The 25,014-nt window shown below is 71.9% G+C and carries 20 protein-coding genes; 11 read left to right on the forward strand and 9 right to left on the reverse strand.

What is annotated here, in order from left to right; translation table 11 throughout:
* Positions 1 to 100 precede the first annotated feature (100 nt).
* The 4 genes from KBX08_RS08965 to KBX08_RS08980 all read right to left on the reverse strand — a co-directional run bounded on the left by KBX08_RS08965 (position 101) and on the right by KBX08_RS08980 (position 4,700).
* Complete coding sequence (locus KBX08_RS08965; RefSeq protein WP_210782304.1) at positions 101 to 1,477, reverse strand: GH1 family beta-glucosidase; 1,377 nt, start codon at positions 1,475 to 1,477, stop codon at positions 101 to 103.
* A gap of 29 nt (positions 1,478 to 1,506) precedes the next feature.
* Positions 1,507 to 2,346: a carbohydrate ABC transporter permease gene (locus KBX08_RS08970; protein ID WP_210782306.1), complete on the reverse strand. Its 840-nt coding sequence runs from the start codon at positions 2,344 to 2,346 to the stop codon at positions 1,507 to 1,509.
* Positions 2,339 to 3,331 (reverse strand): carbohydrate ABC transporter permease, encoded by a 993-nt coding sequence (locus KBX08_RS08975; protein ID WP_210782308.1) that lies wholly within the window; start codon positions 3,329 to 3,331, stop codon positions 2,339 to 2,341. The genes KBX08_RS08970 and KBX08_RS08975 overlap by 8 nt, the downstream gene beginning before the upstream one ends.
* A 70-nt stretch (positions 3,332 to 3,401) precedes the next feature.
* On the reverse strand, positions 3,402 to 4,700 hold the full coding sequence (locus KBX08_RS08980) for a sugar ABC transporter substrate-binding protein (RefSeq protein ID WP_210782310.1): 1,299 nt from the start codon (positions 4,698 to 4,700) through the stop codon (positions 3,402 to 3,404).
* A gap of 235 nt (positions 4,701 to 4,935) precedes the next feature.
* Here KBX08_RS08980 and KBX08_RS08985 point away from each other — a divergent pair, with 235 nt between their 5' ends.
* Positions 4,936 to 6,135, forward strand: a complete 1,200-nt coding sequence (locus KBX08_RS08985; RefSeq protein ID WP_210782312.1) for an ROK family transcriptional regulator — start codon at positions 4,936 to 4,938, stop codon at positions 6,133 to 6,135.
* Positions 6,136 to 6,364: 229 nt separating this feature from the next.
* The gene (locus tag KBX08_RS08990) at positions 6,365 to 9,001 is read left to right on the forward strand and encodes a discoidin domain-containing protein (RefSeq protein WP_210782313.1); all 2,637 of its coding nucleotides are present in this window, start codon (positions 6,365 to 6,367) and stop codon (positions 8,999 to 9,001) included.
* A 111-nt stretch (positions 9,002 to 9,112) separates the two neighbouring features.
* Here KBX08_RS08990 and KBX08_RS08995 read toward each other — a convergent pair whose 3' ends face one another.
* Positions 9,113 to 10,417 carry an FAD-dependent oxidoreductase gene (locus tag KBX08_RS08995; RefSeq protein WP_307850490.1) on the reverse strand — a complete coding sequence of 435 codons (1,305 nt, stop codon included), beginning with the start codon at positions 10,415 to 10,417 and terminating at the stop codon, positions 9,113 to 9,115.
* Positions 10,418 to 10,709: 292 nt separating this feature from the next.
* Here KBX08_RS08995 and KBX08_RS09000 point away from each other — a divergent pair, with 292 nt between their 5' ends.
* Both KBX08_RS09000 and KBX08_RS09005 read left to right on the forward strand, forming a co-directional pair.
* Positions 10,710 to 11,066 (forward strand): YciI family protein, encoded by a 357-nt coding sequence (locus KBX08_RS09000; RefSeq protein WP_210782317.1) that lies wholly within the window; start codon positions 10,710 to 10,712, stop codon positions 11,064 to 11,066.
* A 2-nt stretch (positions 11,067 to 11,068) separates the two neighbouring features.
* Complete coding sequence (locus tag KBX08_RS09005; RefSeq protein ID WP_210782319.1) at positions 11,069 to 12,289, forward strand: RNA polymerase sigma factor; 1,221 nt, start codon at positions 11,069 to 11,071, stop codon at positions 12,287 to 12,289.
* Here the strand turns inward: KBX08_RS09005 and KBX08_RS09010 are convergent.
* The gene (locus KBX08_RS09010; RefSeq protein ID WP_210782321.1) at positions 12,243 to 13,904 is read right to left on the reverse strand and encodes a DUF885 domain-containing protein; all 1,662 of its coding nucleotides are present in this window, start codon (positions 13,902 to 13,904) and stop codon (positions 12,243 to 12,245) included. The genes KBX08_RS09005 and KBX08_RS09010 overlap by 47 nt on opposite strands.
* A 233-nt stretch (positions 13,905 to 14,137) precedes the next feature.
* Here KBX08_RS09010 and KBX08_RS09015 point away from each other — a divergent pair, with 233 nt between their 5' ends.
* Entirely contained in the window at positions 14,138 to 15,271 is a 1,134-nt protein-coding gene (locus tag KBX08_RS09015; protein WP_210782323.1) for a glutamate--cysteine ligase, read from the forward strand.
* Positions 15,272 to 15,293: 22 nt separating this feature from the next.
* Here the strand turns inward: KBX08_RS09015 and KBX08_RS09020 are convergent, their stop codons facing one another.
* Positions 15,294 to 17,078, reverse strand: a complete 1,785-nt coding sequence (locus KBX08_RS09020) for an N-acetylglutaminylglutamine amidotransferase (protein ID WP_210782325.1) — start codon at positions 17,076 to 17,078, stop codon at positions 15,294 to 15,296.
* Positions 17,079 to 17,175: 97 nt separating this feature from the next.
* Positions 17,176 to 17,607, reverse strand: coding sequence for a MarR family winged helix-turn-helix transcriptional regulator (locus tag KBX08_RS09025; RefSeq protein WP_210782327.1), 432 nt, complete (start codon positions 17,605 to 17,607; stop codon positions 17,176 to 17,178).
* 83 nt (positions 17,608 to 17,690) lie between these two features.
* Here KBX08_RS09025 and KBX08_RS09030 point away from each other — a divergent pair, with 83 nt between their 5' ends.
* Entirely contained in the window at positions 17,691 to 19,484 is a 1,794-nt protein-coding gene (locus KBX08_RS09030; RefSeq protein WP_210782329.1) for an ABC transporter ATP-binding protein, read from the forward strand.
* A gap of 44 nt (positions 19,485 to 19,528) precedes the next feature.
* On the opposite strand, the gene KBX08_RS09035 is transcribed toward KBX08_RS09030, so the two are convergent.
* Positions 19,529 to 20,494: a TetR family transcriptional regulator gene (locus tag KBX08_RS09035; RefSeq protein ID WP_210782331.1), complete on the reverse strand. Its 966-nt coding sequence runs from the start codon at positions 20,492 to 20,494 to the stop codon at positions 19,529 to 19,531.
* 109 nt (positions 20,495 to 20,603) lie between these two features.
* Here KBX08_RS09035 and KBX08_RS09040 point away from each other — a divergent pair, with 109 nt between their 5' ends.
* The 5 genes from KBX08_RS09040 (at position 20,604) to KBX08_RS09060 (ending at position 24,993) form a co-directional block, all read left to right on the forward strand.
* Positions 20,604 to 21,596 (forward strand): ABC transporter ATP-binding protein, encoded by a 993-nt coding sequence (locus tag KBX08_RS09040; RefSeq protein ID WP_210782333.1) that lies wholly within the window; start codon positions 20,604 to 20,606, stop codon positions 21,594 to 21,596.
* Positions 21,593 to 23,218, forward strand: a complete 1,626-nt coding sequence (locus tag KBX08_RS09045; protein WP_210782335.1) for an ABC transporter permease — start codon at positions 21,593 to 21,595, stop codon at positions 23,216 to 23,218. The genes KBX08_RS09040 and KBX08_RS09045 overlap by 4 nt, the downstream gene beginning before the upstream one ends.
* Positions 23,219 to 23,332: 114 nt before the next feature.
* Positions 23,333 to 23,905, forward strand: coding sequence for a hypothetical protein (locus tag KBX08_RS09050; RefSeq protein ID WP_210782337.1), 573 nt, complete (start codon positions 23,333 to 23,335; stop codon positions 23,903 to 23,905).
* Positions 23,906 to 24,237: 332 nt separating this feature from the next.
* Positions 24,238 to 24,789, forward strand: a complete 552-nt coding sequence (locus KBX08_RS09055; protein WP_210782339.1) for a restriction endonuclease — start codon at positions 24,238 to 24,240, stop codon at positions 24,787 to 24,789.
* Positions 24,790 to 24,846: 57 nt separating this feature from the next.
* Positions 24,847 to 24,993: a hypothetical protein gene (locus tag KBX08_RS09060; RefSeq protein ID WP_210782341.1), complete on the forward strand. Its 147-nt coding sequence runs from the start codon at positions 24,847 to 24,849 to the stop codon at positions 24,991 to 24,993.
* Positions 24,994 to 25,014: the final 21 nt, after the last annotated feature.

Below are 25,014 nucleotides of genomic sequence, written 5' to 3' on the forward strand. Positions count from 1 at the left end.
CTAGCCACTCGGCAGCTCGGTTGGTGGCGGTTTCATCCGATCCGGACGGGAACGGCCGCCCGAGGTTGACACCCCGGGCGGCCGCTCGCACCGCCCCCGTTCAGGCCACCGGCGTCGCGGTGCCGGTGGTGCGGGCGAGCCGCTGGTGGGCACGGATCAGCTCGGCGTAGCGCAGACCGCTCGCCTTCACCGTCCGGCGCTGGGTGGCGTAGTCCACGTGCACCAGCCCGAAACGCTTGTCGTAGCCGTACGCCCACTCGAAGTTGTCCAGCAGTGACCAGACGAAGTAGCCGTCCAGGGGAACCCCTCGGGCCACCGCCGACGCGCACGCGGCCAGGTGCTGCTCCAGGTGGTCGGTGCGTTCCTTGTCCTCCACCGTGCCGTCCGGGGTGACCTCGTCCGGCCACGCCGAGCCACTCTCGGTGACGATGATCCGTCCCGGCCGGTACTCCTCGTGCACGTCGACGAGCAGCCGCTCCAGGCCCGCCGGGTACATCTCCCAGCCCATCGCGGTCTCCACCGAGCCGGGCACCGGCACCTGCCGGGCGTACGGGGCCGCGCCGGTCGGGTCGTCGACCACCAGCTGACGGAAGTAGTAGTTCACCCCGAGGAAGTCCGTCGGCGTGGCGATCACCGCCAGGTCGTCGCCGCGTACCGGCGGCTCGACCCCGTAGGTGGCGATCATGTCGGCCGGGTAGCCGCGCCCGTGGATCGGGTCCAGCCACCACCTGTTGACGTGCCCGTCGGCCCGGTGGGCCGCCGCGACGTCCTCGGGTCGGTCGGTCGCCGCCTCGATCGGGCTGAGGTTGACCACCAGGCCCACCGAGGCCGGCCGGGCGGCGTTGGCGCGGATCGCCTGGGTGGCCAGGCCGTGCCCGAGCAGCACGTGGTGCGAGGCGTGCACCGCCCGGGTGAGGTCCCGCTCGCCGGGGGCCATGGTGCCCTCCAGGTGCCCGATCCAGCACACGCAGAGCGGCTCGTTGACAGTGCACCAGTCGGCGACCCGGTCACCGAGGCGGGCGGCCACCACCGCCGCGTAGTCGGCGAACGCCTCGGCGGTGCTGCGCTCCGGCCAACCACCCCGGTCCTGAAGGACCTGCGGCAGGTCCCAGTGGTAGAGCGTGACGAACGGTCGGATCCCGTCGGTGAGCAACGTGTCGACGAGCCGATCGTAGAAGTCCAGCCCGGCGGCGTTGACCCGCCCGACGCCGTCGGGCATGACGCGGGGCCAGGCCACCGAGAAACGGTACGCGTCCACGCCGAGTCGGCGCGCCAGCGCCAGGTCCTCCGGCCACCGGTGGTAGTGGTCGCACGCCACCGCGCCGGTGTCGCCGTTGTCGACAGCGCCGGGGGTCGCCGAGAAGGTGTCCCAGATGGACGGCGCCCGGCCGTCGACGTCGACGGCCCCCTCGATCTGGTACGCCGCCGTGGCGACACCCCAGAGGAAGTCGGGTGGCAGCTTGGACAGGTCGGGCACGGGTCGGTTCTCCTCTGGGGTTGGATGACTCACTTGACCGCGCCGGCGGTGAGGCCGGCGACGAAGTAGCGCTGCAGGGCCAGGAACCCGACGACGACCGGGATGCTGACCACCAGCGAGGCGGCCATGATCTGGTTCCAGTAGACGTTGAACTGGGTGGAGTAGCCCTGCAGGCCGACGGCCAGGGTGCGGCTGCCCTCGTCGGTCATCACCGAGGCGAAGAGCACCTCACCCCACGCGGTCATGAACGCGTACACGGTGACCGCGACGACGCCGGGCACGGCGGCCGGCAGGATGACCTGGAACAGGGTGCGCAGCGGCCCTGCGCCGTCGACCTGCGCCGCCTCGTCCAGACCTCGGGGGATCGAGTCGAAGTAGCCGACCAGCATCCAGATCGAGAACGGCAGCGAGAAGGTCAGGTACGTGATGACCAGGCCGGTGCGGCTGGCGTACAGCTCGATGCCGGTGGCGTTGCCCAGGTTGACGTAGATGAGGAACAGCGGCAGCAGGAACAGGATGCCGGGGAACATCTGCGTGGACAGCACCGTCACCGAGAAGACGCCCCGACCGCGGAACCGGTACCGGCTGACCGCGAACGCGGCGAAGATCGCCACCGCCACCGAGCAGATCGCCGCGATGCTGGACACCACCAGGCTGTTCACCAGGTACCGGGCCAGCGGCACGGTGCTCCACATGTCGATGAACGGTTGCAGGGTGGGCCGGCTGGGCCACCAGGTGAAGCCGTTCTGCACGTCCTGCAACGGCTTCGCCGCCGAGGTGACCATGACGTAGAGCGGGATGACGACGAAGAGGGTGAGCAGGGTCAGCACGATGCGCCGGCCCCAGCGTTCACCGGCGGTCTCACGCATGATCGTCCCTCCGACGGTTGGTGATCAGCAGGTACGCGGCCGAGACGACCAGCAGGAACAGCAGCAGCGCCACCGACATCGCCGACCCGGAGCCGAAGTCCCAGGTCTTGAAGGAGCTGCGGTAGATGTGGATGGAGATCAGGTCGGCCTGCTCCGGCGCGGAACCGCCGAACAGCACGAACGGGGTGTTGAAGTCGTTGAACGTCCACAGGAACAGCACCAGCAGCAGCACCAGGTTGACCGGCCGCAACATCGGCAGGGTGACCGAGCGCAGCCGGCGCCAGAACCCGGCGCCGTCGATGGCGGCGGCCTCGTACAGCTCACCGGGCACGTTCTGCAGCCCGGCCATCAGGCACAGGAACGCGAACGGCCAGTTGCGCCAGACCGACACCACCAGCAGCGACCAGAAGCTGTTGTCGCCGATCAGCCAGAACGGCCGTTCGTTCATCAGCCCGAGCTGGTCCACGAGCACGTGGTTGACCAGGCCGGTGTCGCGTTGCAGCAGGAAGCTCCAGGTGATCACGGCGGCGTATACCGGCAGCGCGTACGGGGTGAGGAACAGCGCCCGCAGGATCGCCCGTCCACGGAACGGCCGTTGCAGGACGACCGCCGCCGAGATGCCGAGCAGCCAGGCGAACCCGACCGAGAGCAGGCTGTAGGCCAGGGTGATCCAGAACGAGTGCAGCAGTTCCTTGCCGGCGGCGCTGTTCAGGTCGAGCGTCGCCCGGTAGTTCTCCAGCCCGATGAAGGGCGCGGTGGACCAGTCGCGGATGTGGAACTGGGTCAGCTCCAGCAGGCTCATCCAAACCCCGACAACCATCGGGATCACGTGGATGGCGAGTTCCAGCACGACGGCCGGTGCGAGCAGCAGGTACGGCAGGAGCGAGCGGCGGGGGCCGCGGGGCCGGCGGGCCGGCTCCCGGGCCGGCGACCCGGCCCGGGGTTCGCGCTGGTCGGCGTCCGGCGCGGTGGTGCTGGTTGCCATCGGGGTCCTCTCGGAGGCGGTGGCCGTGGCCGGGCTCAGCGCCCGACCACGGCCACCGGTGACGCCTGGGTCAGCGCATCTTCTGCTGCGCGTCGGTCAGCTTGGCCTTCACCGACTCCTCGGTGACCGGCTTGCCGCTGGCCGCGTCGGCGAACAGCTCCTTCATCGCGGTGCCGACCAGGGTCTCGAAGGTGCTCTCGTCGGGCACCTGCGGCAGCGGGGCGGCGGTGGTGACCAGGGTCTCCTGGATGGTCTTCTGCTCGGGGGCGCTGAACGCCGGGTCGGAGGCCGCGGTCTTCACCGCCGGCAGCGAGCCGTACGTCTTGTTGAGGAGCGTCTGCTCCTCGTCACTGGTCATGAACTTGACGAAGCTCAGCGCGCCGTCCTTGTTCTTGGTGTGCTTGAAGACCGCCATGTTGATCCCGGCGACCATGCTGTTGACCTTCTTGCCGCCGGCCGGCGGGCTGGCCAGGAACGGCACCGGGGCCACCCCGTACGCGTCGGCGGGCATGTTCTGCGTCTTCAGGTTCGACCCGGCGGACTGCCACAGCAGCATGGCCGCCTTGCCGTTGGCGAAGTCGGAGACCGACTGGTTCTGCGCGTACTCGGCGTTGCTCGGGTTGGTGATCTTGTCGGCGGCCATGAAGTCGATGTACCGCTTGATCGCCGAGACGTTCTGCGGGGTGTCGAAGGTCGGCTTGCCGGCCGAGTCGAACCACTCGCCGCCGTACTGCTGGCTGAAGGTGAACGCGTGGTGGGCGTTCTCCGACGGGTTGGCGCCCTCGATCGCCAGGCCCCACTTGCCGCCGGTGCTCAGCTTCTTGCCGTACTCGGCGAGTTGCTCCCAGGTGGTCGGCGGCGCGGTGATGCCGGCGTCGGCGAACGACTTCTTGTTGTAGTACAGGCTGTACGCCATGCTGTAGAGCGGCACGGCGGCCGGCGGCTTGCCGGGGGCGCCGGCGGCGGCGAGCGCGGCGGGCACGATCCGGTCCTTGCCGCCGACGGCCTGCAGGGCGGCGTCGTCGAACTCGACCAGCGCGCCGGTGGCCTGCAACGACGCCGACCAGGTGTTGCCGATGTTGACCACGTCCGGGCCCTTGCCGGAGGCGGCGGCGGCCAGCAGGCGGTTGAGCAGATCCGACCAGGGGACCACCTCGACGGTGACCTTGATCCCGGTCTGCTTCTCGAACTTGTCCAACTCCGGCTGGAGGATGGTCTTGTCGGCCTCCAGGCTGGCGCCCTGGTTGCTGGCCCAGTAGGTGAGCGTCTTGGGCGATGCGGCGGAGTCGTCGCCGGAGCCTCCGCAGGCGGTCAGCGAGGCGGCCGCCAGTACGGCGGCGGTGAATATCCCGAGGTGTCGTCTCGACACGGGTCAGCCCTTCCGGTGCGTGGTGGGGGTCCGCCGACCTTCGTCACCGATAGGGGTCGGGCGACGGGGGCCGGCTGCGGACAGGGTTCGGGGGTGCGCCGTTGGGGTCCGTCGGCGTTTCCCGGGAGTTACATCACGGCTTAATTTATGTCGTCATTAAAGTTGCTGGCCGGTGGGTCGTCAAGCACGAGGCGGTTACAGTCGCCTCGAACGGCCGACGGGAACGAGGTGACGAGTGGAGCTGGCGCGTGCCACCAACCGCAGCGTGCGGTTGCGCAACCGGTCCGCCCTGCTGACCAAGCTCTTCCTGGACGGCCCGCTCACCCGGCAGGACCTGGTGCGCAGCACCGGGCTGAGCCAACCCGCGGTCAGCAACGTGGTGGCCGACATGATCGACGAAGGACTGGTCGCCGAGGTCGGCGCCGCCGAGTCCGACGGCGGCCGGCCCAGCATGCTGCTGCGGATCGCGCCGCGCTTCGCCTTCCTGATCGGCGTCGACGTCGGCGAGACCCGGGTCCGGGTGGAGCTGTTCGACTTCGCGATGGCCCTGCTGGCCAGCGTCGAGTACCCGCTCGACCCGGCCCGCACCGAGCCCGACCTGGTGGCCGGGCACGTGCTGGCCGGCATCGAAGCGGTCACCAGCCAGGCCGGGGTGGCCCCGCGCGACGTGCTCGGCGTCGGCGTCGGCGTCTCCGGCGTGGTCGAGCAGGGCGCCGAGGCGGTCGTGCACGCCCAGGCCCTCGGCTGGGACCGGGTGCCGCTGGAGCGTCTGATCGGCGCCGGCACCGACCTGCCGCTGCACATCGACAACGGCGCGAAGACCCTCGGCCAGGCCGAGATGTGGTTCGGCGCCGGCCGGGGCGCCCGGCACGCCGTCTTCGCGCTTGTCGGCTCGGGCGTGGGCGCGTCGGTGGTGACCAACGGCGCCACCTACCGGGGCGCGTCCAGCAGCGCGGGGGAGTGGGGGCACACCACTCTGGTGTACGGCGGCCGGGTCTGCCGGTGCGGCGCGCGCGGTTGCCTGGAGGCGTACGTGGGGGCGGAGGCGATCATCGACCGCTACCGGGAGGCGCGCCGGGGCCGACCGGTGCCGGGCGAGGACGAGGAGTCCCAGATCGCCGCGCTGGTCGCCGCCGCCGAGACCTCGGCCACCGCCCGACGCGTGCTGGAGGACACCGCCGGCTACCTCGGCGCCGGGGTGGCCAACCTGATCAACCTGTTCAACCCGGAGCGCGTGGTACTCGGCGGCTGGGCGGCGATGGCCCTCGGCGACCTGCTACCGGCTGTGCGGGAGGCCGCCGGCCGACAGGCGCTGCGCCAGCCGTACGAGCAGGCGTCGATCGAGCTGTGCCGGCTCGGGGTGGACGCGGTGGCGCTGGGCGCGGCAACCCTCCCCATCGCCCGCTTCCTCACCGAGGGTGGCGTCCGCCGCTGAGCGGTGACGACTGCAGCGCCGTCGGCAAATTACCCAAAAAGAATCCTCGGGATAAATAACGAAGTTATAGATCGATGTCTTGACGCCGTCGCAATCTCGCCGCAACACTCCTACGAGAGCGCTCTCCGACCCGCGACGCCGCATCGGCGGCACCACCCACGGCGCCACGGGGCGAGCCGATCCCATCCACGCGGCACCCCCTCGTAGCCCTCTATCGACAGGCGATGTCATGACATCTCGTGCAACATCCGTACGTCCGCGTCCTCGACGCGTCGTCCGGCACCTGCTGGTCGGGCTCACCGTGGCCCTGGTCGCGGCGCTCACCCCGACCGGCGCCACCACGCCCGCGCAGGCCGCGCCCACCCTGCTGTCCCAGGGCCGCCCCGCCACCGCCTCGTCCAGCGAGAACGCCGGCACCCCGGCCTCCGCAGCCGTCGACGGCAACACCGGCACCCGCTGGGCCAGCGCGTTCAGCGACCCGCAGTGGCTCCAGGTCGACCTGGGCGCCCGGGCCACCATCAGCCAGGTCAACCTGCTCTGGGAGGGTGCCTACGGCCGGGCCTTCCAGCTCCAGACTTCCGACGACGGTGCCACCTGGACGACGATCTACTCGACCACCACCGGCACCGGCGGCACCCAGAACCTCACCGTCACCGGCGCCGGCCGCTACGTACGGATGAACGGCACCGCCCGGGGCACCGGCTACGGCTACTCGCTCTGGGAGTTCCAGGTGTACGGCGAGACCGGCGGCACCACGCCGACCTGCGGCAGCACCAACGTCGCGCAGGGCAGCCCGGCGACCGCCTCGTCCAGCCAGGACGCCGGCCTCGCGGCATCCGCGGCGGTCGACGGCAACCCGGGCACCCGCTGGGCCAGCGCCGCCAGCGACCCCCAGTGGCTGCGCGTCGACCTCGGCAGCACCCGCACCATCTGCCGGGTGGTGCTCACCTGGGAGGCCGCGTACGCCCGGGCCTTCCAGCTCCAGACCTCGGCTGACGGGACCACCTGGACCACCATCTACTCCACCACCACGGCAACCGGCGGCACGCAGTCGCTCACCGTCACCGGCAGCGGACGCTACCTGCGGATGTACGGCACCGCCCGAGGCACCGCCTACGGCTACTCGCTGTGGGAGCTGGCGGTGAACACCACCGGCGGCGGAACCGGCGAGCCCCCGGTCGACACGACCGACCCGCGCAACCCGAACCTCGGGCCGAACACGTTCGTCTTCGACCCGAGCACGCCGACGTCGACCATCCAGAGTCGACTGAACACGCTCTTCACCCAGCAGGAGACCAACCAGTTCGGCCCGCAGCGCTACGCGGTGCTGTTCAAGCCCGGCAACTACACCGCCGACGTCAACCTCGGCTTCTTCACCCAGGTCGCCGGCCTCGGCATGAGCCCCGACGACGTCAACCTCAACGGCCACGTGCGTGCCGAGGCGTTCTGGTTCGGCGGCAACGCCACCCAGAACTTCTGGCGGGCCGCCGAGAACCTGTCGGTCACCCTGCCCGCCGGGCAGACAGTGGAGCGCTGGGCGGTGTCGCAGGCGGCGCCGTACCGGCGGATGCACCTGCGCGGCGCGCAGAACCAGATCCAGCTCTGGAATGGCGGCGACGGCTGGTCCAGCGGTGGCCTGATGGCCGACACCCGCATCGACGGCCTGGTCGTCTCCGGCTCGCAGCAGCAGTGGTACTCCCGCAACAGCGAGTTCGGCAACGGCTGGACCGGCTCGGTGTGGAACATGGTCTTCCAGGGCGTCAACGGCGCTCCCGCGCCAAGCTTCCCCAACCCGTCGCACACCGTCATCCCGCAGACCCCGCAGGTACGGGAGAAGCCGTTCCTCTACGTCGACGGCACCGGTGAGTACCGGGTCTTCGTGCCGGCGCTGCGCACCAACTCCACCGGAACCAGCTGGTACAACAAGACCCCGGCCGGCTCGTCCATCTCGCTGTCGCAGTTCTACGTGGTCCAGCCCGGCACCAGCGCCGCCACCATCAACGCGGCCCTCGCCCAGGGGCGGCACCTGCTCTTCACCCCTGGCGTGCACCGCGTCACCGAGCCGATCCAGGTCAACCGGGCCGACACTGTCGTCCTCGGTCTCGGCCTGGCCACCATCCAGGCCGACAACGGCGCGGTGGGCATGCGGGTGGCCGATGTGGACGGCGTGAAGGTGGCCGGCATCATGTTCGAGGCCGGCACGACGAACTCGCCGGTGCTGATGGAGGTCGGGCCGTCCGGCTCGTCCGCGAGCCACGCCACGAACCCGACCTCGCTGCACGACGTGTTCTTCCGCATCGGCGGGCCGCACGTCGGCAAGGCCACCAACACGCTGACTGTCAACAGCGACAACGTGATCGGCGACCACATGTGGCTGTGGCGGGCCGACCACGCCGCCAGCGGCGTACCGACCGGGTGGACGCTGAACACCGCCGACACCGGGCTCACCGTCAACGGCGACAACGTCACCATGTACGGCCTCTTCGTCGAGCACTACCAGAAGTACCAGACCATCTGGAACGGCAACGGCGGGCGGACGTACTTCTACCAGAACGAGCTGCCCTACGACCCACCGAACCAGGCGGCCTGGATGAACGGGTCGACCCGGGGCTACGCCGCGTACAAGGTGGCCGATTCGGTGACCAGCCACCAGGCGTTCGGGCTGGGCAGCTACAGCTACTTCAACGTCAATCCCGCGGTGGTCGAGGAACGGTCCTTCGAGGTTCCCAACAACCCGAACGTGCGCTTCACGAACATGGTCACCGTCTCGCTCGGTGGCGTCGGCACCATCAACCGGGTGATCAACAACGCCGGTGGCACCGCGAACGCGGCCAACCAGCAGGTGTACCTGACCACCTATCCCTGACCGGGGCGCCCGCGCCGGCCCGGACGTCTGACGGACCGGGTCGGCCGGGTCGCACCCAGGGCCGTGGCCGGCCCGGTCCCGCCGAGACCGGGCCGGCTGCGGTCGTGCCGCTCAGCCGGCCAGCACCTCGGCCGCCGCCCGCTCACCGGCGCGCACCGCTCCCTCCAGGTAGCCAGTCCAGCGGGTGGCCGTCTCGGTGCCCGCCCAGTACACCCGCCCCACCGGCGACCGCAGGTGCGGGCCGTAGGTCCGCCAGGTGCCCGGGGTGAGCGCACCGGAGAAACAGCCCCGGGTCCACTCGTCGGCCGACCAGTCGTACTCGACGAGATCCACGGGGTCCTCGGCACGCGGCCCGACCACGCTGGCGAACGCTTCCAGCAGGCACTGCCGACGTCGCGCGGGGGACATGCCACGCAGCGTGGCGGCGTCCGTGGAGTAGCTGAACCCGGTCAGCACCCCGATCGGTGAGGTCGGGGTGGAGTTGTCGACCGTCTCGGTGAGCGGACCGGCGCTGGTGGTGGCCACCCCGGAGCGCCCGTCGGCCCGCCAGAACGGCTCCGGGTAGACGGCGTGCACCTTCAGTGCCGAACCCATCGGCATGCGCTGGGTGAGCCCGTCACGCAGTGGAGGCAGCGGAGGGTCGTACCGGATCCGGCCGGCCAGCGCCGGGGCCAGCGCGACCACCACGGCGTCGCCGTCGACGCGCCCGGTGTCGGTCCACGCCGTCACGCCGTCGACGGTCTGTTCGATGGCTCGCACCGGCGCGGCCAGCGTCAGCGTGCCCGGTGGCAGGGCGGTGGCCATCCGCTCCGCCAGCGCAGCCGGCCCGCCCACGATCCGGTCCTGCTGCGCGCCACCGGCCATCCCCAGCAACGGCCCGGTCCCGCCGGCGCTGCGCAGGTAGAACAGCAGGTGCAACAGGGACAGCTCGTCGGCGCCGGTGGCCAGCAGCCCGCCGGCGAGCACCCGCCCCAGGTAGTCGGCGGTGTCGTCGTCCCCGGCCGTGACGGCGAGCCACCCGCCGAGGGTCGTCCGGTCCCACAGTGCGGCCTCCGGCGTCGCCCAGGGTGCGGCCGGGTCCAGTCGTGCGGCGTACTCGTCGAGCAGGCCGAGCACCCGGCCCACCTGCACCGGCGGCTCGGCCTGGCGCGCACCGGCCCAGAGCACCGTGGGCGCGCCGATCGATGCCGAGGCGAAGGTGGCCAGCCCGTGCTCGGCGACCAGCGCGTACATCCGATCCTGGGTCGGACCGATCCACTGCGCCCCCAGGTCGAGTTGCGTGAGCTCGGGCAGCCATCGGGTCAGCACCCGACCGCCCACCCGGCCACGGGCCTCCAACAATCGCACCTGGGCGCCGGCACGGGTGAGCGTCAGCGCGGCGGCGAGCCCGGAGAAGCCGGCGCCGACCACAATCACCCGCAAGCCGTCGACCACACCGGGGTCTACCCACAACCGTCGCGGGCATGGCTACCGGATCCGGGCGCGGCACTCGCGGACCGTATCCCTGCTCTTCATCCTTTGCTCTGCACCCGCCGATGCGACACCCGTGCCCGTGCACCCGTCGCGTCCGCGGGTGCAGAGCAAAGGACGCCAACAGCGGGCCGGGTCGGACGCCGACAATTTTCCGCCGGCCTGTCGATCCGGGCGGCCGCCGATCGTGTGGAGGATGAGAGGTCGGCGACGGGCCGGCCCCCCGCGAGGAGGAACGATGACGCTGTACCTGCTCAGCATCCACCAGCCGCAGGGTGAGCTGCCGCCGGAGCCGGAGTTCCTGGCCGGGGTGATGCGTCAGCTCGGCGAGCTTCGCGACGAGTTGGCGTCCACCGGGTCGTGGGTCTTCGGGCAGGGCCTGCACGGCCCGGAGACCGCCACCGTGCTGCGGCCCCGCGACGGCGAGGTGCTCACCACCGACGGACCGTTCGTGGAGGGCAAGGAGTACCTGGGCGGCATCACCATCATCGACGTGCCGGACCTGGACGCCGCCCTGCTGTGGGGCCGCCGCTACGCGCTGGCCACCACCCTGCCGATCGAGGTGCGCCCCTTCCAGGGTGGGGCCGGCGACTGACAGTGCCCGATGTGGAGACGGTGTTCCGCGCGGAGTACGGCCGCGCGGTCGCCGTCCTGGTTCGCCTTCTCGGCGACATCGACCTCGCCGAGGAGGCCGTCCAGGAGGCTTTCGTCGTCGCGGTGGCGCGCTGGCCGACGACCGGCCTGCCGCCCAGTCCGGCCGGCTGGATCATCACCACGGCCCGGAACCGGGCGATCGACCGGCTGCGCCGCGACGCGTCCCGGGCCGACCGGCACGCCCAGGCGGCCCTGCTGTACGCCGCCGACCCACCCGCCGAGGAGGGACCGGTGCACGACGACCGGCTACGGCTGATCTTCACCTGCTGCCATCCGGCGCTCGCCCCGAGCACCCGGGTCGCCCTCACCCTGCGGCTGCTCGGCGGACTGAGCGCCGCCGAGATCGCCCGAGCCTTCCTGGTGCCGGAGCCGACGATGGCGCAGCGGCTGGTCCGCGCCAAGTCGAAGATCCGCAACGCCGGGATCCCGTACCGGGTGCCCCGCGACGCCGACCTGCCCGACCGGCTGCACGGCGTCCTCGCGGTGCTGTACCTGATCTTCAACGAGGGGTACACGGCCAGCGCCGGCCCGCATCTGGTCCGGGCCGAGCTGTGCGTCGAGGCGATCCGGTTGACCAGGCTGCTGGTCGAGCTGATGCCGGACGAGCCCGAGGCGCTCGGCCTGCTGGCGTTGATGCTGCTCACCGAGTCCCGCCGCCCCGCGCGGACCAACGCCGAGGGTCAGCTGGTGGCGCTGCCGAGCCAGGACCGGGCCCGGTGGGACGCCGAGCTGATCACCGAGGGGCAGGCGCTGGTCCGCCGCTGCCTGCGCCGCGACCGGCCGGGCCCGTACCAGATCCAGGCCGCGATCGCCGCCGTGCACAGCGCCGCGCGGCGCGCCGCCGACACCGACTGGGCCCAGATCCTTCAGCTGTACGACCAGCTGACGGTCGTCGCCCCCAGCCCGGTGGTGGCGCTGAACCGGGCCGTCGCGCTCGCCGAGCTGTCCCGACCGGCGGTCGCGCTGACCGAGGTGGACCGCCTCGACCTGGTCGGCTACCACGTCTACCACGTGGTCCGCGCCGACCTGCTGGCTCGGCTCGGCCGCGGCGGGGAGGCCGTCGAGGCGTACCGGACGGCTGTCGCCCTGACGGACAACGCGGCTGAACGGGCCTTTCTCACCGGGCGCGCGACGGCCCTGAGCGCGCGTCTGCCACCGGGGTAGGCCGGGACTGGAGGCAAGCTGTCAACTGATCCAAGCCCAGCGAACCCAGCTCCAGGGCCTGGCGATGGAATGCGCGCCGGTCGCCGGGGAAGGACGAGCGGCCTGCCAGCCACACGCGCTCACCCGCCTTGTAGGCCAGCGCCTGCCCTGGCCGGCCCAGGTAACGCGCGAGCTCGGCGGATGCGTACGGCCCCTGATGGCAGCGGTCCTGCAACAGCTTCAGCGCCGCGTCCGCCGTCCACACGGCTCCATCGCCAGCTGGCATCGGCAGTCGCAGGTGCAGGCCGATGTCGAGCACGACCCGCGCGGCGCGCAGCAGCCGCATGTACAGGTACCCCAGTCGAGCACCCGGCTGTTCGTAGAGCCCGAGCTCGTCCATGAACCGCTCGGCGTACAGTGCCCAGCCCTCCTGGCTGCCGGAGAGGCCGCCGAGCAGGTTGAGCCTCTGCCCGAGGCCACCCCGGCACACCTCCGAGCCGAGGTGGAGGTGGTGGCCGGGAACACCCTCGTGATAGGCGGTGCTGTAGGCGTACCAGGTGGGGAAACTCGTCGCGTCCTCGGGGACTGACCACCAGACCCGGCCCGGCCGCGTCAGGTCCCGCGACGGCCCGGTGTAGGCGATGCCGGACGACGTGGTCAACCGCGACTCGACGCGCCGCAACGGGGCGGGGATGTCGAAGTACACGCCGTCCAGCCGCTCGGTGGCGGCCTCCAACAGTTCCTGCAACCACGCGGCGAACGACTCCCTGCTGTGCAGGGTGCCGGGTGCGTCGGGGCTGTTGAGCCGGGCAAGCGCCTCTGGCACGCTCCCGCCCAGAGCCTTCGCTTCCGCGATCAGTTCTGCCTCTATCGCTCTGAACTCGTCCCAGCCCCAGCCGTACAGCTCACGCACATCAGGCTGGGCCGCGAGGAAGGTGCGCACCCAGAGTTCGTACCGCTGCTCGCCGAACGTCTCCTCCTCGACGGCCTGTGGTGCCAGATCCGCTGTCAGCGTCCCAGCCAGTTTCTGGTACGCCTCTCTCGCGTCCGTCGCTGCGGCCTGCAACGACGCCCGCTGACACCCCTCGCCGTAGCGCTCCACCAGGGCGACATCGTCGTCGATCCAGTTGCGGCAGCGCTGCGCGACGAGCTCCACTTGACGCCGCGCCGGCAGATTGCCGCGCTCTGCGGCGAGTGAGAGGCTGCGGGCATACCCGTCCAGGGCGGCGGGGATCGCGGCTACGCGTGCGCCGACACGAGCCCAGGCCTCCTCGAAGGCAGCGCCCTCGGCGTCGGAGCCGGGAACCGCGGCCTCGACGGCCTGGCGGATGAGCTGGAGCGGACCGGTGGCGGCCACGTGCAGTTCGCGCAGGTCCTCCCCGGCATCGTGGAAGGCGATACGCGTGTGCAGCCGTTCGGCGAGGTGAGCGTGCAGCGGGCCGGTGGCCGCCAGTGCGTCGCCCAGGCTCTCGAGCTCGCCCAGGGCGCGGGCTGCGAGGTCGGCCCGGGCCTGGTGGCCCTCCGGGCTGTAGTCGGTGAGCCCGTCGACATCCTGCTCGCCAGCCTCGACGACCGCTGTGCAGGGGTCGAGGCTGGCCATGTCGCACAGGAGCCGATTGGCGAAGCCCTCGATCACGGGGCCATGCTAGGGCCTCGACCTAGCTGCCGTGGTACGAGCCGCATCGATCGCGGTGGCCCGGCTCGGTCGGGACGCCGAGGCCGTCGACGCGTACCGGACGGCCGTCGCCTTCACGGACAACGCCGCCCGAACAGGCCTTCCTCACCGCCCGCGCGGCGGTCCTCAGCGCGTGTTTGTCATCGGGGTAGGCCGGGAACCCGACGCACCGCCGCAGCAGGGATGGGGGGGCCATGGCGTACCGACCGACCGCCGTCGACACCGTGCCCGACCTGTCCACCCTCACGCTGGGCGTGGAGGAGGAGTACCTGCTGCTCGACCCGGACAGCGGCCGGAACCTGCCGGTCGCCGATGAGGTGCTCGCCGCGCTGCGCGGCCTCGCCCGGGACCAGAGCCGCCAGGAGTTCCGGCACAGCATGGTGGAGATGGTCACCCCGGTCTGCTCCGACCTCACCGAACTGCGCGCGCACCTGGTGGCGCTGCGCCGATCCGCCGCCGAGGCCGCCACGGCGGCCGGCGCCCGACTGGTGGCGGTCGGCGCCACCCCGGTGGCCGAACCCCACCGGACGGTCCCCGACGAACCGCGCTACCACGCGATGTCGCGCCGGTACGGTCCGGTGGCGCACGACCCGGCGGTGTGTGGCTGTCACGTGCACGTCGGGCTGCCCGACCGGGAACTGGCCGTGCAGGTCTGCAACCACCTGCGGGTGTGGCTGCCGGTGGTGCAGGCGATCACCACCAACTCGCCGCTGCACGACGGGTACGACACCGGGCACGCCAGTTGGCGCTCGATGCAGTTGGAACGCTGGCCCAGCATCGGACCGACGCCGTTCTTCGACTCCGTCGCCGACTACGACCGCACTGTCGGCGAGCTGATCGCCGCCGGCATCATGCTCGACGCGGCGATGGTCTACTGGTACGCCCGGCCGTCGTCGACCTACCCGACGGTGGAGGTGCGGGTCGGTGACGTCTGCACCGAGGTGGACGACGCGGTGCTGGTCGCCGCGCTGGTCCGGTCCCTCGTGGCCACCCTCGCCGACGACGTACGCGCCGGGGTGAGCGCCCCGAACGTCCGGGACTGCCTGGTCGCCGCGGCGCACTGGCGGGCCGCCCACGACGGTCTCGACGGCGAGCTGATCGACCTGCGTGCCGGCGGCACCCGCCCCGCGTGGGCACTCGTCGACGAGCTGATGGCGGTGATCGCCCCGGCCCTGCTGCGCCACGGCGACCTCGGGTACGTGTTGGCGCAGCTCGCCCGGCTGCGCCGCGACGGCACCGGCGCCACTCGGCAGCGGCGGGTGCTGGAGCGCGCCGGAGACCTGCACGTGGTCCTCGACGACCTGGTCGCCCGCACCGCCGCCGGCTGACGGCCCGTCACGGCCCAGCGGGTCAGCGGATGTCGTGGGTCTGGAGCCACAGCTCCAGCAGGCCGAGTTGCCACAGCTTGTTGCTGCCGGCCGCGGCCTCCGCCCGGTCCGGCTCGGCCAGCAGATGTGCCACGTACTCCGGGCGGAACAGCCCCCGCTCGCGCGCGGCCGGCGCCTGCAACGCTTCGGCCACCAGCTCGCGCACCGGGCCGTCCACGTTGCGCAGTGCCGGCACCGGGAAGTAGCCCTTGGGCCGGTCGATCACCTCGGCGGGCAGCACCTCACGGGCGACCTCCTTGAGCACGCCCTTGCCGCCCTGACTGACCTTGTGCTCCGGCGGGCAGTGCGCGGCCAGGGTGACCAGGTCCTGGTCGAGGAAGGGCGTACGCACCTCCAGACCCCACGCCATGCTCATGCTGTCCACCCGCTTGACCGGGTCGTCGGGGAGCATCAGGTGGGTGTCCAGGCGCAGCACGGCGTCCAGCGCGGTCTGCGCCCCGGGCGTGGCGAGGTGCCCGGTGAGCAGGTCCCGGCTGGCGTCGTGCTCCAGCGCGTACGCCGGGCCGACGATGCGGCGCAGCTCGTCGTGGTCGCGGTCGAAGAACGCGGCGGCGAACGTCTCGGCGGCGCCGTGCCGGGGCGCCTCGACGAGTGGCTGGTGGTAGCCGTAGCCGGCGAACACCTCGTCGGCGCCCTGACCCGACTGGGCCACCTTCACGTGCTGCGCCACCTGCTCGGAGAGCAGGTGGAAGGCGACCACGTCGTGGCTACCCATCGGCTCGGTCATCGCCAGCACGGCCCGTCGGACGGCGGGCACCAGGTCGTCGTCGGCCAGTCGGATCCGATGGTGGTCGGTGTCGTACGCGCGGGCCACCAGGTCGGAGTAGTGGAACTCGTCGCCGGACTCGCCGTCGCGGCTGTCGAAGCCGATGCTGAACGTCCGCAGGTGTTGCTGGCCGGCCTCGGCGAGCAGCGCCACGATGAGGCTGGAGTCCAGTCCGCCGGAGAGCAGCACCCCCACCGGCACGTCGGCGACCAGCCGTCGGCGTACCGCCGCGCGCAGCGCGTCGCCGATCGCGGCCCGCCAGTCGGCGGCGTCCATCCCTTCGTCGGCGGGCTCCCGCACGTAGTCGGGTCGCCAGTAGACCTCCTCGCGGCTGCTCCCGTCCGCCTCGATCACCCGCAGGGTGGCCGGCGGCAACTTGCGCACGCCACGCAGCACCGTCCGCGGCGCGGGCACGATAGAGTGCCAGGACAGGTAGTGGTGCAGCGCCACCGGGTCGATGCCGGTGTCGACGTCACCGGCCCGCAGCAGGGCGGGCAGGGTGGAAGCGAACCGCAGCCGTCCCGGTGTCTCGGCGAGGTAGAGCGGTTTGATGCCGAGTCGGTCGCGGGCCAGGATCAGCCGCCGCCGCACCCGGTCGACCAGCCCGATCGCGAACATGCCGACCAGGTGGTCGACGAAACGTTCACCCCAGTGGGCGTACGCCACCAGGATCACCTCGGTGTCGCTGGTGGAGTGGAAGGCGTACCCGGCGTGGCGCAACTCCTCGCGCAGTTCCGGGTAGTTGTAGATGCAGCCGTTGAAGACCAGCGCCAGGCCCAGGTCGTCGCGGACCATCGGCTGCCCGCCCGCGTCGGACAGGTCGATGATGGTCAGCCGGCGGTGCCCCAGGGTCACCCAACCGTCGGCGAACAGGCCCTCGTCGTCCGGGCCGCGTGAGCGCATCGCCTCGGTCATCCGGGTGACCGCCGCCGCGTCGGGCGAGCGGCCGTCGAACCGCGCCTCCCCGCTGATCCCGCACATCAGCCGGGCCTCCCGTCACCTCGCCCCGACCGGTGCCGGCCGGTCCCGCCGACCGGACGGGGCCGCTGGCTACCCGTGGGCGCGGGGAGCAAACCCGTCAGCCGCGCAGGGTACGGAGGATGCGGGCCAGCTCGGTGCGGTCGGTGTCGTCGAGGTGCCCGAAGAAGCGGTCGGCCTCGGCCCGGCGGGCGGCCCGGATGGCGGTGCTGACCCGGTCGCCCTCCTCGGTGAGCGCGACCAGGGTCGCCCGACGGTCGGCCGGGTCGGGTCGGCGTTCGACCAGCCCTCGCATCTGGAGGTCGTCGACGACCTCGGTCGCCGAGCGGGGCGCGATGCGCAGGTGCTCGGCGAGGGTGCCGGGGCGTACCTCACCGTGCCGGGCCAGCACGCCGAGGGCCCGGGACTGGCTGGGCGTGACGTCCCAGGGCGCCAGTGAGTCGCGGCTCTGCCGGCGCAGACGGGACGCCACGGCCCAGAACGTCTCCGCCAGGCTCTCGTCGTCGGCGCTCTCGACGGTGTGCTCGGTCACCGGAATACGGTAGCAGGATATGTGGTTGCTCCCTCATGATGAGGTAACCTCAGCAATATTGTCGACGAAAGGTAGTGCCCCCCTTGGAACCCACCCCGAAGGGCCGCGACCGCGGCCACCGCACCGTCAGCGCCGAGGAGAAGACGCAGGCCCGTCAGGTGTCGCTGCGCCGCATCGGTCGCCTGTTCACCCCCCACCGGCCGGCGCTGGCCGCCGTCACCGCGATCATCGTGGTCTCCTCGATCATCGCGATGGCCACCCCGTTCCTGCTGCGTGCCGTGATCGACCGGGCCCTGCCGCAGGGCGACGTGACGCTGCTGGTCTGGCTGGTCGTCGGCATGGTCGCCGTCGCGGCGGTGACCTCCGCCCTGGGCGTCATGCAGACCTGGATCTCCACCCAGGTCGGCCAGCGGGTCATGCACCGACTGCGCACCGACGTCTTCAGCCACCTCCAGCGCCAGTCGCTCGGCTTCTTCACCCGCACCCGCACCGGCGAGGTGCAGTCCCGGATCACCAACGACATCGGCGGCATGCAGGCGGTGGTCACCTCCACCGCCACCGCCGTCGCCGCCAACCTCACCACAGTGGTCGCCACGGTCGTCGCCATGGTCGCGCTCTCCTGGCAGCTCTCCCTGGTCTCGCTCGTGGTGCTGCCCCCGGCCATCTGGCTGACCCGTCGGGTCGCCCGGATGCGTCGCGAGATCACCGCCCAACGGCAACGCGAACTCGCCGACCTCAACGTCACAGTGGAGGAGGGGCTCTCGATCAGTGGCGTCCAGCTGGCCAAGACCCTCGGCACCGGCCCGGCGCTGATCGACCGGTTCACCGCCTCCTCGGCCCGCCTTGTCGACCTGGAGCTGCGCAGTGAGCTGGCCGGCCGCTGGCGGATGGCCTCGATGAGCATCATCTTCGCCGCCGTACCGGCGGTCATCTACCTCGCCGCCGGGCTGCCCGGCACCGCCGGCACGCTGAGCATCGGCACCCTTGTCGCCTTCACGGCCCTGCAGGGCGGCCTGTTCCGACCGCTGATGGGACTGCTCAACGTGGGTGTCTCGCTCACCGCCTCGCTGGCGCTCTTCGCCCGGATCTTCGAATACCTGGACCTACCGGTCGACGTGGCCGACCCCACCGAGCCGGTCCGCCTCGACCCCTCCCAGGTACGCGGCCACCTGCGCCTGGAGGACGTCACCTTCGGCTACCCGGGCAGCGACACCGCAGCCCTCGCCGGGATCACCCTCGACGTGCCCGCCGGCACCAGCCTCGCCCTGGTCGGCGAGACCGGCTCGGGCAAGAGCACCCTCGCCGGGCTGGTCAGCCGACTGCACGACCCGACCGCCGGCCGGATCACCGTCGACGGCGTCGACCTGCGCGACCTGCGCCTGGCCGACCTGGCCGCGATCGTCGGCGTGGTCAGCCAGGAGACGTACCTGCTGCACACCACCGTCCGGGCGAACCTGCGCTACGCCGGGCCCGAGGCCACCGACGCCGAGATCGAGGACGCCGCCCGCGCCGCCCAGATCCACGATCTCATCGCCGGGCTGCCCGACGGGTACGACACAGTGGTCGGCTCACGCGGGCACCGGTTCTCCGGCGGTGAGAAGCAGCGCCTCGCCATCGCCAGGACGCTGCTGCGCGACCCGCGCATCCTGGTCCTCGACGAGGCCACCAGCGCGCTGGACACCGAGACCGAACGCGCCGTACAGCGGGCCTTCGACGTGCTCGCCCAGGGGCGCACCACGATCACCATCGCGCACCGGCTCTCCACGGTCCGCGACGCCGATCAGATCGCGGTGCTCGACCACGGTCGGATCGTCGAGGCCGGCACCCACGCCAGCCTGCTGGACAGCAACGGCCGCTACGCGACGCTGGCTGCCTGAAACCCGGATCACAACCGTCTCGAAACAGTCTTAGAACTGTCTCGTTATGGTGCCGTCAGGTGGCGGTAAACGGTCGCCCGCGAAACCCCCAGCGCGGCGGCGATGGCGTCCACCGAGTGGGTGCCCGCCGCATGCATCCGCCGGGCCGCCTCGACCTGCTCCCGGCTCAGCGCAGGCGGCCGTCCCGGCCGCCGACGTCGGCTCGTCGCCCCCGCACCGTCGGCCACGCCCGGTGGCGTCGCCGAGCTAGCGCTTGCCGGGGCCGCGCCCCTCGCTGTCACACGCGTCGGGGCTTCGCCCGCTGGCGGCGGGACCGTCGTGCGCGGGGCGGCTGTGACGTCCGTGCGCGGCCCGGTCGTGGGGTCCGTGCGCGATCCGGCTGTGGGGTCCGTGCGCGGCCCGGCTGCGGGGTCCGCGTGCGGCGCGGTCGCGGGGTCGGCGCGCGGCCCGGCTGCGGGGTCCGTGGGCAGCGGGGCCAGCAGTCGGCGTGCGCCGTCGAGCATGTCGGCGCGCAGCACCTCGTCGGACACGTCGGTGAAGAAAACGACCGGATCGCTGCACGCGCCCACCGCCTGGACCGCGAGGACCCGCTCGCGACGCCCCGCGTTCGGTCCGGCGATGAGGTCGTTGGCCCGCATCGCGACCTCCATCAGGCGGTGGTACGTGTCGCCCCGGCCGATCAGCGCGATGTCGTGGAAGAGCATGCCGAGCGGCCGGCGGTGGGCGAGCATGGTGTCCAGCCAGCCCTCCAGCACCGTCCACCGGGCCCGCTCGGTGGGCTGTGTCTGCGCCGAGTCGAGCAGCGCCTCCAGATCCGCCACCAACGGCTCGACCAGGGCGGCGAGCAGATGCTCCTTGGCGGGGAAGTGGTACAGGATCGCGGTCTTGGTGAGGCGCAGCCGCTCGCCGATCTGGCGCAGCGAGGTGCGCTGGTAGCCGTGTTCGGCGAACAGGTCGAGCGCGGCGCGCAGGATCCGGGTGCGGGTGTCGTCCGCGGGATCGGCGGTCATGCCGGCCAGCCTAGCGACGTCCTGACCGGTGGGCACCATCACCATTGATTCGACTGACCGTTGGTCAGTACAGTGGTGGCGGTCGACGCAGCCAACGGCAGGAGGGGCCATGCCCGTCATCTCGATCGGCAACCTGGTCAAGACGTTCGGCGCCATCCGGGCACTCGACGGGTTGGACCTGCACGTCGAGCAGGGGGAGGTGCACGGCTTCCTCGGGCCCAACGGCTCCGGAAAGTCCACCACCATCCGGATCCTGCTCGGGCTGCTCCGCCGCGACTCCGGCGACGCCAAGGTGCTCGGCGCCGACCCGTGGCGCGACGCGGTCCGCCTGCACCGCCGGCTGGCGTACGTGCCTGGCGACGTCAGCCTCTGGCCCAACCTCACCGGCGGGGAAGCCATCGACCTGCTCGGTCAACTGCGCGGCGGCCTCGACCGGCGTCGCCGCGACGAGCTGCTGCACCGCTTCGACCTGGACCCGACCCGCCGCTGCCGCACCTACTCCAAGGGCAACCGGCAGAAGGTAGCCATCGTCGCCGCCTTCTCCTCCCCGGTGGAGCTGTACGTGCTCGACGAGCCGACCTCCGGCCTCGACCCCCTCATGGAGGCGGTGTTCCAGGACGAGGTCCGGCGGGTCAAGCAGGCCGGCGCCACAGTGCTGCTCTCCAGCCACGTGCTCGCCGAGGTCGAGGCGCTCTGCGACCGGGTCAGCATCATCCGCGAGGGCCGCACCGTCGAATCCGGCACCCTCACCCAGCTGCGCCACCTCACCCGCACGGCCGTGACCGTCGAGACCGCCCGCCCGGTCACCGGCCTGGACGCGCTGCCCGGCGTGCACGACGTACACGAGGTCGACGGCCGCACCCACCTGGAGGTCGAGCCGGCCCACCTCGACGAGCTGCTCGGCCAGCTCATCCGCTTCGGCGTCCGCGCGCTGACCAGCACACCACCCACCCTGGAGCAGCTCTTCCTCCGCCACTACGGCGACGACCCCGCCGCCACTGCTGGCACGGACGCTCCCGCCACCGCCGCATCGGGGGCTCCCGCCGCCGGCTCCTCGGACGCCGATGTGCAGGCGGACGCCCCGCAGGGCGGTGCCCGGTGAGCGCCCTCACCGGCACGACCCGGCTGGCCCGGCTCGTGCTGCGCCGCGACCGGATCCGCCTCACCATCTGGATCCTCGGCACGCCCCTGCTCGGCTACGCCCTCGCCGGCAGCGTCGCCGGTATCTACCCGGACCAGGAGACCCGGCTGGGCTACGCCACCACCTCGGCGTCCAGTCTGGTCGCCCGCGCCTTCAACGGCCCCATCCACGGCACCGACCTCGGCGCCGTGGTCGTCGCCGAGACGTACGTGACGCTGGCCCTGATCGTCGCGCTGCTGAGCACCTTCGCGGTGACCCGGCACACCCGCCAGAACGAGGAGACCGGCCGCGCCGAACTGCTCGGCGCCAACGTGGTCGGCCGGTACGCGCCGCTCACCGCCGCGCTGATCGTCATCGTCGCGGCGAACACAGTGGCCGCCGTGCTGCTCGCGGTCGCGCTGGTCGGCGCCGGTCTGCCGCTCGCCGGCTCCGTCGCGGCAGCGGCCGCGATCGGCGGCGTCGGGGTCGCCTTCACCGCTATCGCCGCGGTCACCGCCCAGCTCTCCGTCACCTCGCGCGGCGCCAACGCGCTCGCCGCCGCCACCCTCGGGCTGTCCTTCGTGCTGCGCGCCGCCGGAGACGTCCTCGGCGAACAGAGCGCCGACGGCACCCGCGTGCGCAGCGCCTGGCCGTCGTGGATCTCCCCGCTCGGCTGGGGCAACCAGGTCCGAGCCTTCGACGGTGAACGCTGGTGGGTGCTCGCCCTGCCCGTCGCGCTGCTGCTCGCCGGAGTGGCGCTGGCGTACACCCTCGCCGAGCGACGCGACCAGGGCGCCGGGCTGATCGCCCCCCGACGCGGCCCGGCCACCGGCGCGCCACGGCTGCTCAGCCCCACCGGGTTGGCCTGGCGGATGCAGCGCGGCACGCTACTCGGCTGGGCGGTCGGGGTGGCCGTGCTCGGCCTCTCCATGGGCGTCGCCGCCGACGAGTTCAACGACATGATCGACGCGAATCCGGCCGCCGCCGAGGCGATCAACGCGATGGGTGGCGGAGCCGACCTGATCAACGCGTACCTGGCCGCGATGCTCGGCCTCTTCGCCCTGACCATCGGCGCGTACGTCGTGCAGGCCCTGCTGCGCGTACGCGGCGACGAAGCCGACGGGGTGCTGGAGGCCGCCCTCGCCACGGCGGTCAGCCGTACCCGCTGGCTCGGCACCCAGGTGCTCGCCGCGACACTCGGCGCGGTCGCCCTGCTGCTCCTCGCCGGCGTCACCACCGGCCTCGGGTACGGCATCGTCACCGGAGACCCGCTCGGCCAGGCCGTCGAGCTGGGCGGCGCCGCGCTGCTGCGGCTACCCGCCCTGCTCGTGATCGCCGGCGTGGTGACCGCGATCTTCGGGCTGCTGCCCCGCTGGTCGGTCGTGCTGTCCTGGACGGCGTTGCTGGTCTTCCTGCTCCTCGGGCAGCTCGGCGCGGTGCTGGAGCTGCCACAGGCCGCGCTCAACGTCTCGCCGTACACCCATGTGCCGGCCGTGCCCGCTGTCGACCCGGCGGCGCTTCCCCTTGTGGTGCTGGCGGCGGTGGCCGCGGCCCTGCTCGCCGTCGGCGTGGCCGCCTTCCGCCACCGCGACGTCCCGTCCTGAGCCGTGTTCCTTGATCCCTGCTGACTGCCGCCGACAACCGGAACCGGGGGGCGGGCAGCTCGCGGGCGTGGGTCGGGGCGGACGGGATTGCCTGGGGCTGGCAGCCTCGATCGCGTGAGCGACCTTCTGACGCAGCTTCCGGCACTCCTCGGCGTCCTGGTTGGCACCGCGGGCACGATCCTCGCCACGTCCCTCGCCGACCGCGCCCGATGGCGTCGCAGCCAGAGCGTCCGCTGGGACGAGCGGCGGCTCGACGCGTACGTCGACTACGCGCACGCCCTCAAGGAGAGTCACGCGGTGGCGCTGCGACTCACGGCCGAGCACCGGCCGGGATCGCGAAGCCACCCCATCGACCGCGAGGAGGGGCTGGTCCGGCTGGCTGAGGCGGACGCTCGGCGCACCATCGTCTGGGAGAACCTGCTGCTGCTCGGCGACGAGCCGACTGTCGCCGCCGCCGCCAGCTGGCGGGACGCGATCTGGCAGGTCGAACGGCTCGCCCGGGGAATCGTCGAGTCGCCATCGGACGTGGCGGGCATGCTGACCCGGGTCGACGAGGCCCGCGACGGGTACTACCGGGCGGCCCGGCGCAGTCTCGGGGTACGCGGGGGGTCGGTGGAGCAGTCCGCGACGCTGCGGCAGGCGTTGGTCGACCGGTCCACCGCGACGCCGGAGGCGCCCGCCGTATAGGTGCGGCGGTGCCCGTGGGTCCGCTGCGGGCGCTCCCATGTGGGACGTCGGCTGATGCCGACTGACGGGTACCGGACACCATCGACGGCCGTGCAGGGGGTTTGTCGCACGCTACCGCGACACTGAGGCTTCCTCGACCGGGGAGGTGCCTCGTGCCGTATGTCAGGTCCCACACCAGGAAGGGTGGCGCGCGGGTTCGGGCGCACTACCGAAGGCGGCGCAGGGGCAGCGTTCGGCGCAGATCGACGGCCCGCCGCGTGGCCGGTGGCGGCAGATCTGCCAACGGCTGGGTTCTGGCGCTGTGTGCCGTCGTCGTTTTCCTGCTCCTCCGCATGGTCATCGACTTCGTGCAGCGGCACCCATACTGGTCCGCCCTCCTGGTGAGCCTCGTCGTAATGGCGGCGGCCGCGGTGGGTCTTGTCGTGTCGAAGCAGCGTGCCCGCGAGCGGGCCGACCAGGCCCAGCGGGACAGGCTGATCGCGGTGACCGACACGATGAGCGGACCCGAGTTCGAGCAGTGGTTCGCCCGGATCCTGGTCGCATCCGGGTTTCGGAACGTGACGGTGTGCGGTGGCTCCGGCGACCGGGGAGCGGACGTCCTGGCGGTCGCTTCCGACGGCCGACGCGTCGTGGTGCAGTGCAAGCGGCAGAGCCCTGACAACCGGGTCGGAAGTGCCGCGATCCAGCGGTTCGCCGGCACCTGCCGAGACATCCACGGTGGCGAGATCTGCATGCTCGTGACTAACAGCTTCTTCACTGCGGGCGACGGTATTCAGATAGCCCGACAGCTCAACATCACGCTCGTCGACCGGGATGCGCTGGAAATGTGGGCCTGGACGGGGAGACCAGCGCTGGGGTCCATCGCGGGAGGCGGATCGCACTGACGCAGAACGTCGGGGCAAAGGCTGGCGGGGCTTGACCGTGCTGACAGCCACGGCCTCGTGGGCACGCTTCTGATGCTGCTTGCAGCGCTCCTCGGCGTCCTGGTCGGCACGATCCTCGCCACCTCGCTCGCGCGATTGAATGTCTCTGAGGACAGCGGCCGCCGCGACGCGCGCACAGGTGACCGTTCAGGTGGTGGCGTTTAAATCCTCTTTGATCAACACTGT

Origin of the sequence: Micromonospora sp. H61 (assembly GCF_018070325.1) — a bacterium.
GTDB classification, from domain to species: domain Bacteria; phylum Actinomycetota; class Actinomycetes; order Mycobacteriales; family Micromonosporaceae; genus Micromonospora; species Micromonospora salmantinae.

What these genes read in the sequence shown, in the direction of transcription:
- KBX08_RS08970 (WP_210782306.1), bottom strand. Translation starts at nt 2,346, where the DNA reads ATGCGTGAGACCGCCGGTGAACGCTGGGGCCGGCGCATCGTGCTGACC.
- KBX08_RS08975 (WP_210782308.1), bottom strand. Translation starts at nt 3,331, where the DNA reads ATGGCAACCAGCACCACCGCGCCGGACGCCGACCAGCGCGAACCCCGG.
- KBX08_RS08990 (WP_210782313.1), top strand. Translation starts at nt 6,365, where the DNA reads ATGACATCTCGTGCAACATCCGTACGTCCGCGTCCTCGACGCGTCGTC.
- KBX08_RS09000 (WP_210782317.1), top strand. Translation starts at nt 10,710, where the DNA reads ATGACGCTGTACCTGCTCAGCATCCACCAGCCGCAGGGTGAGCTGCCG.
- KBX08_RS09015 (WP_210782323.1), top strand. Translation starts at nt 14,138, where the DNA reads ATGGCGTACCGACCGACCGCCGTCGACACCGTGCCCGACCTGTCCACC.
- KBX08_RS09020 (WP_210782325.1), bottom strand. Translation starts at nt 17,078, where the DNA reads ATGTGCGGGATCAGCGGGGAGGCGCGGTTCGACGGCCGCTCGCCCGAC.
- KBX08_RS09035 (WP_210782331.1), bottom strand. Translation starts at nt 20,494, where the DNA reads ATGACCGCCGATCCCGCGGACGACACCCGCACCCGGATCCTGCGCGCC.
- KBX08_RS09040 (WP_210782333.1), top strand. Translation starts at nt 20,604, where the DNA reads ATGCCCGTCATCTCGATCGGCAACCTGGTCAAGACGTTCGGCGCCATC.
- KBX08_RS09055 (WP_210782339.1), top strand. Translation starts at nt 24,238, where the DNA reads ATGGTCATCGACTTCGTGCAGCGGCACCCATACTGGTCCGCCCTCCTG.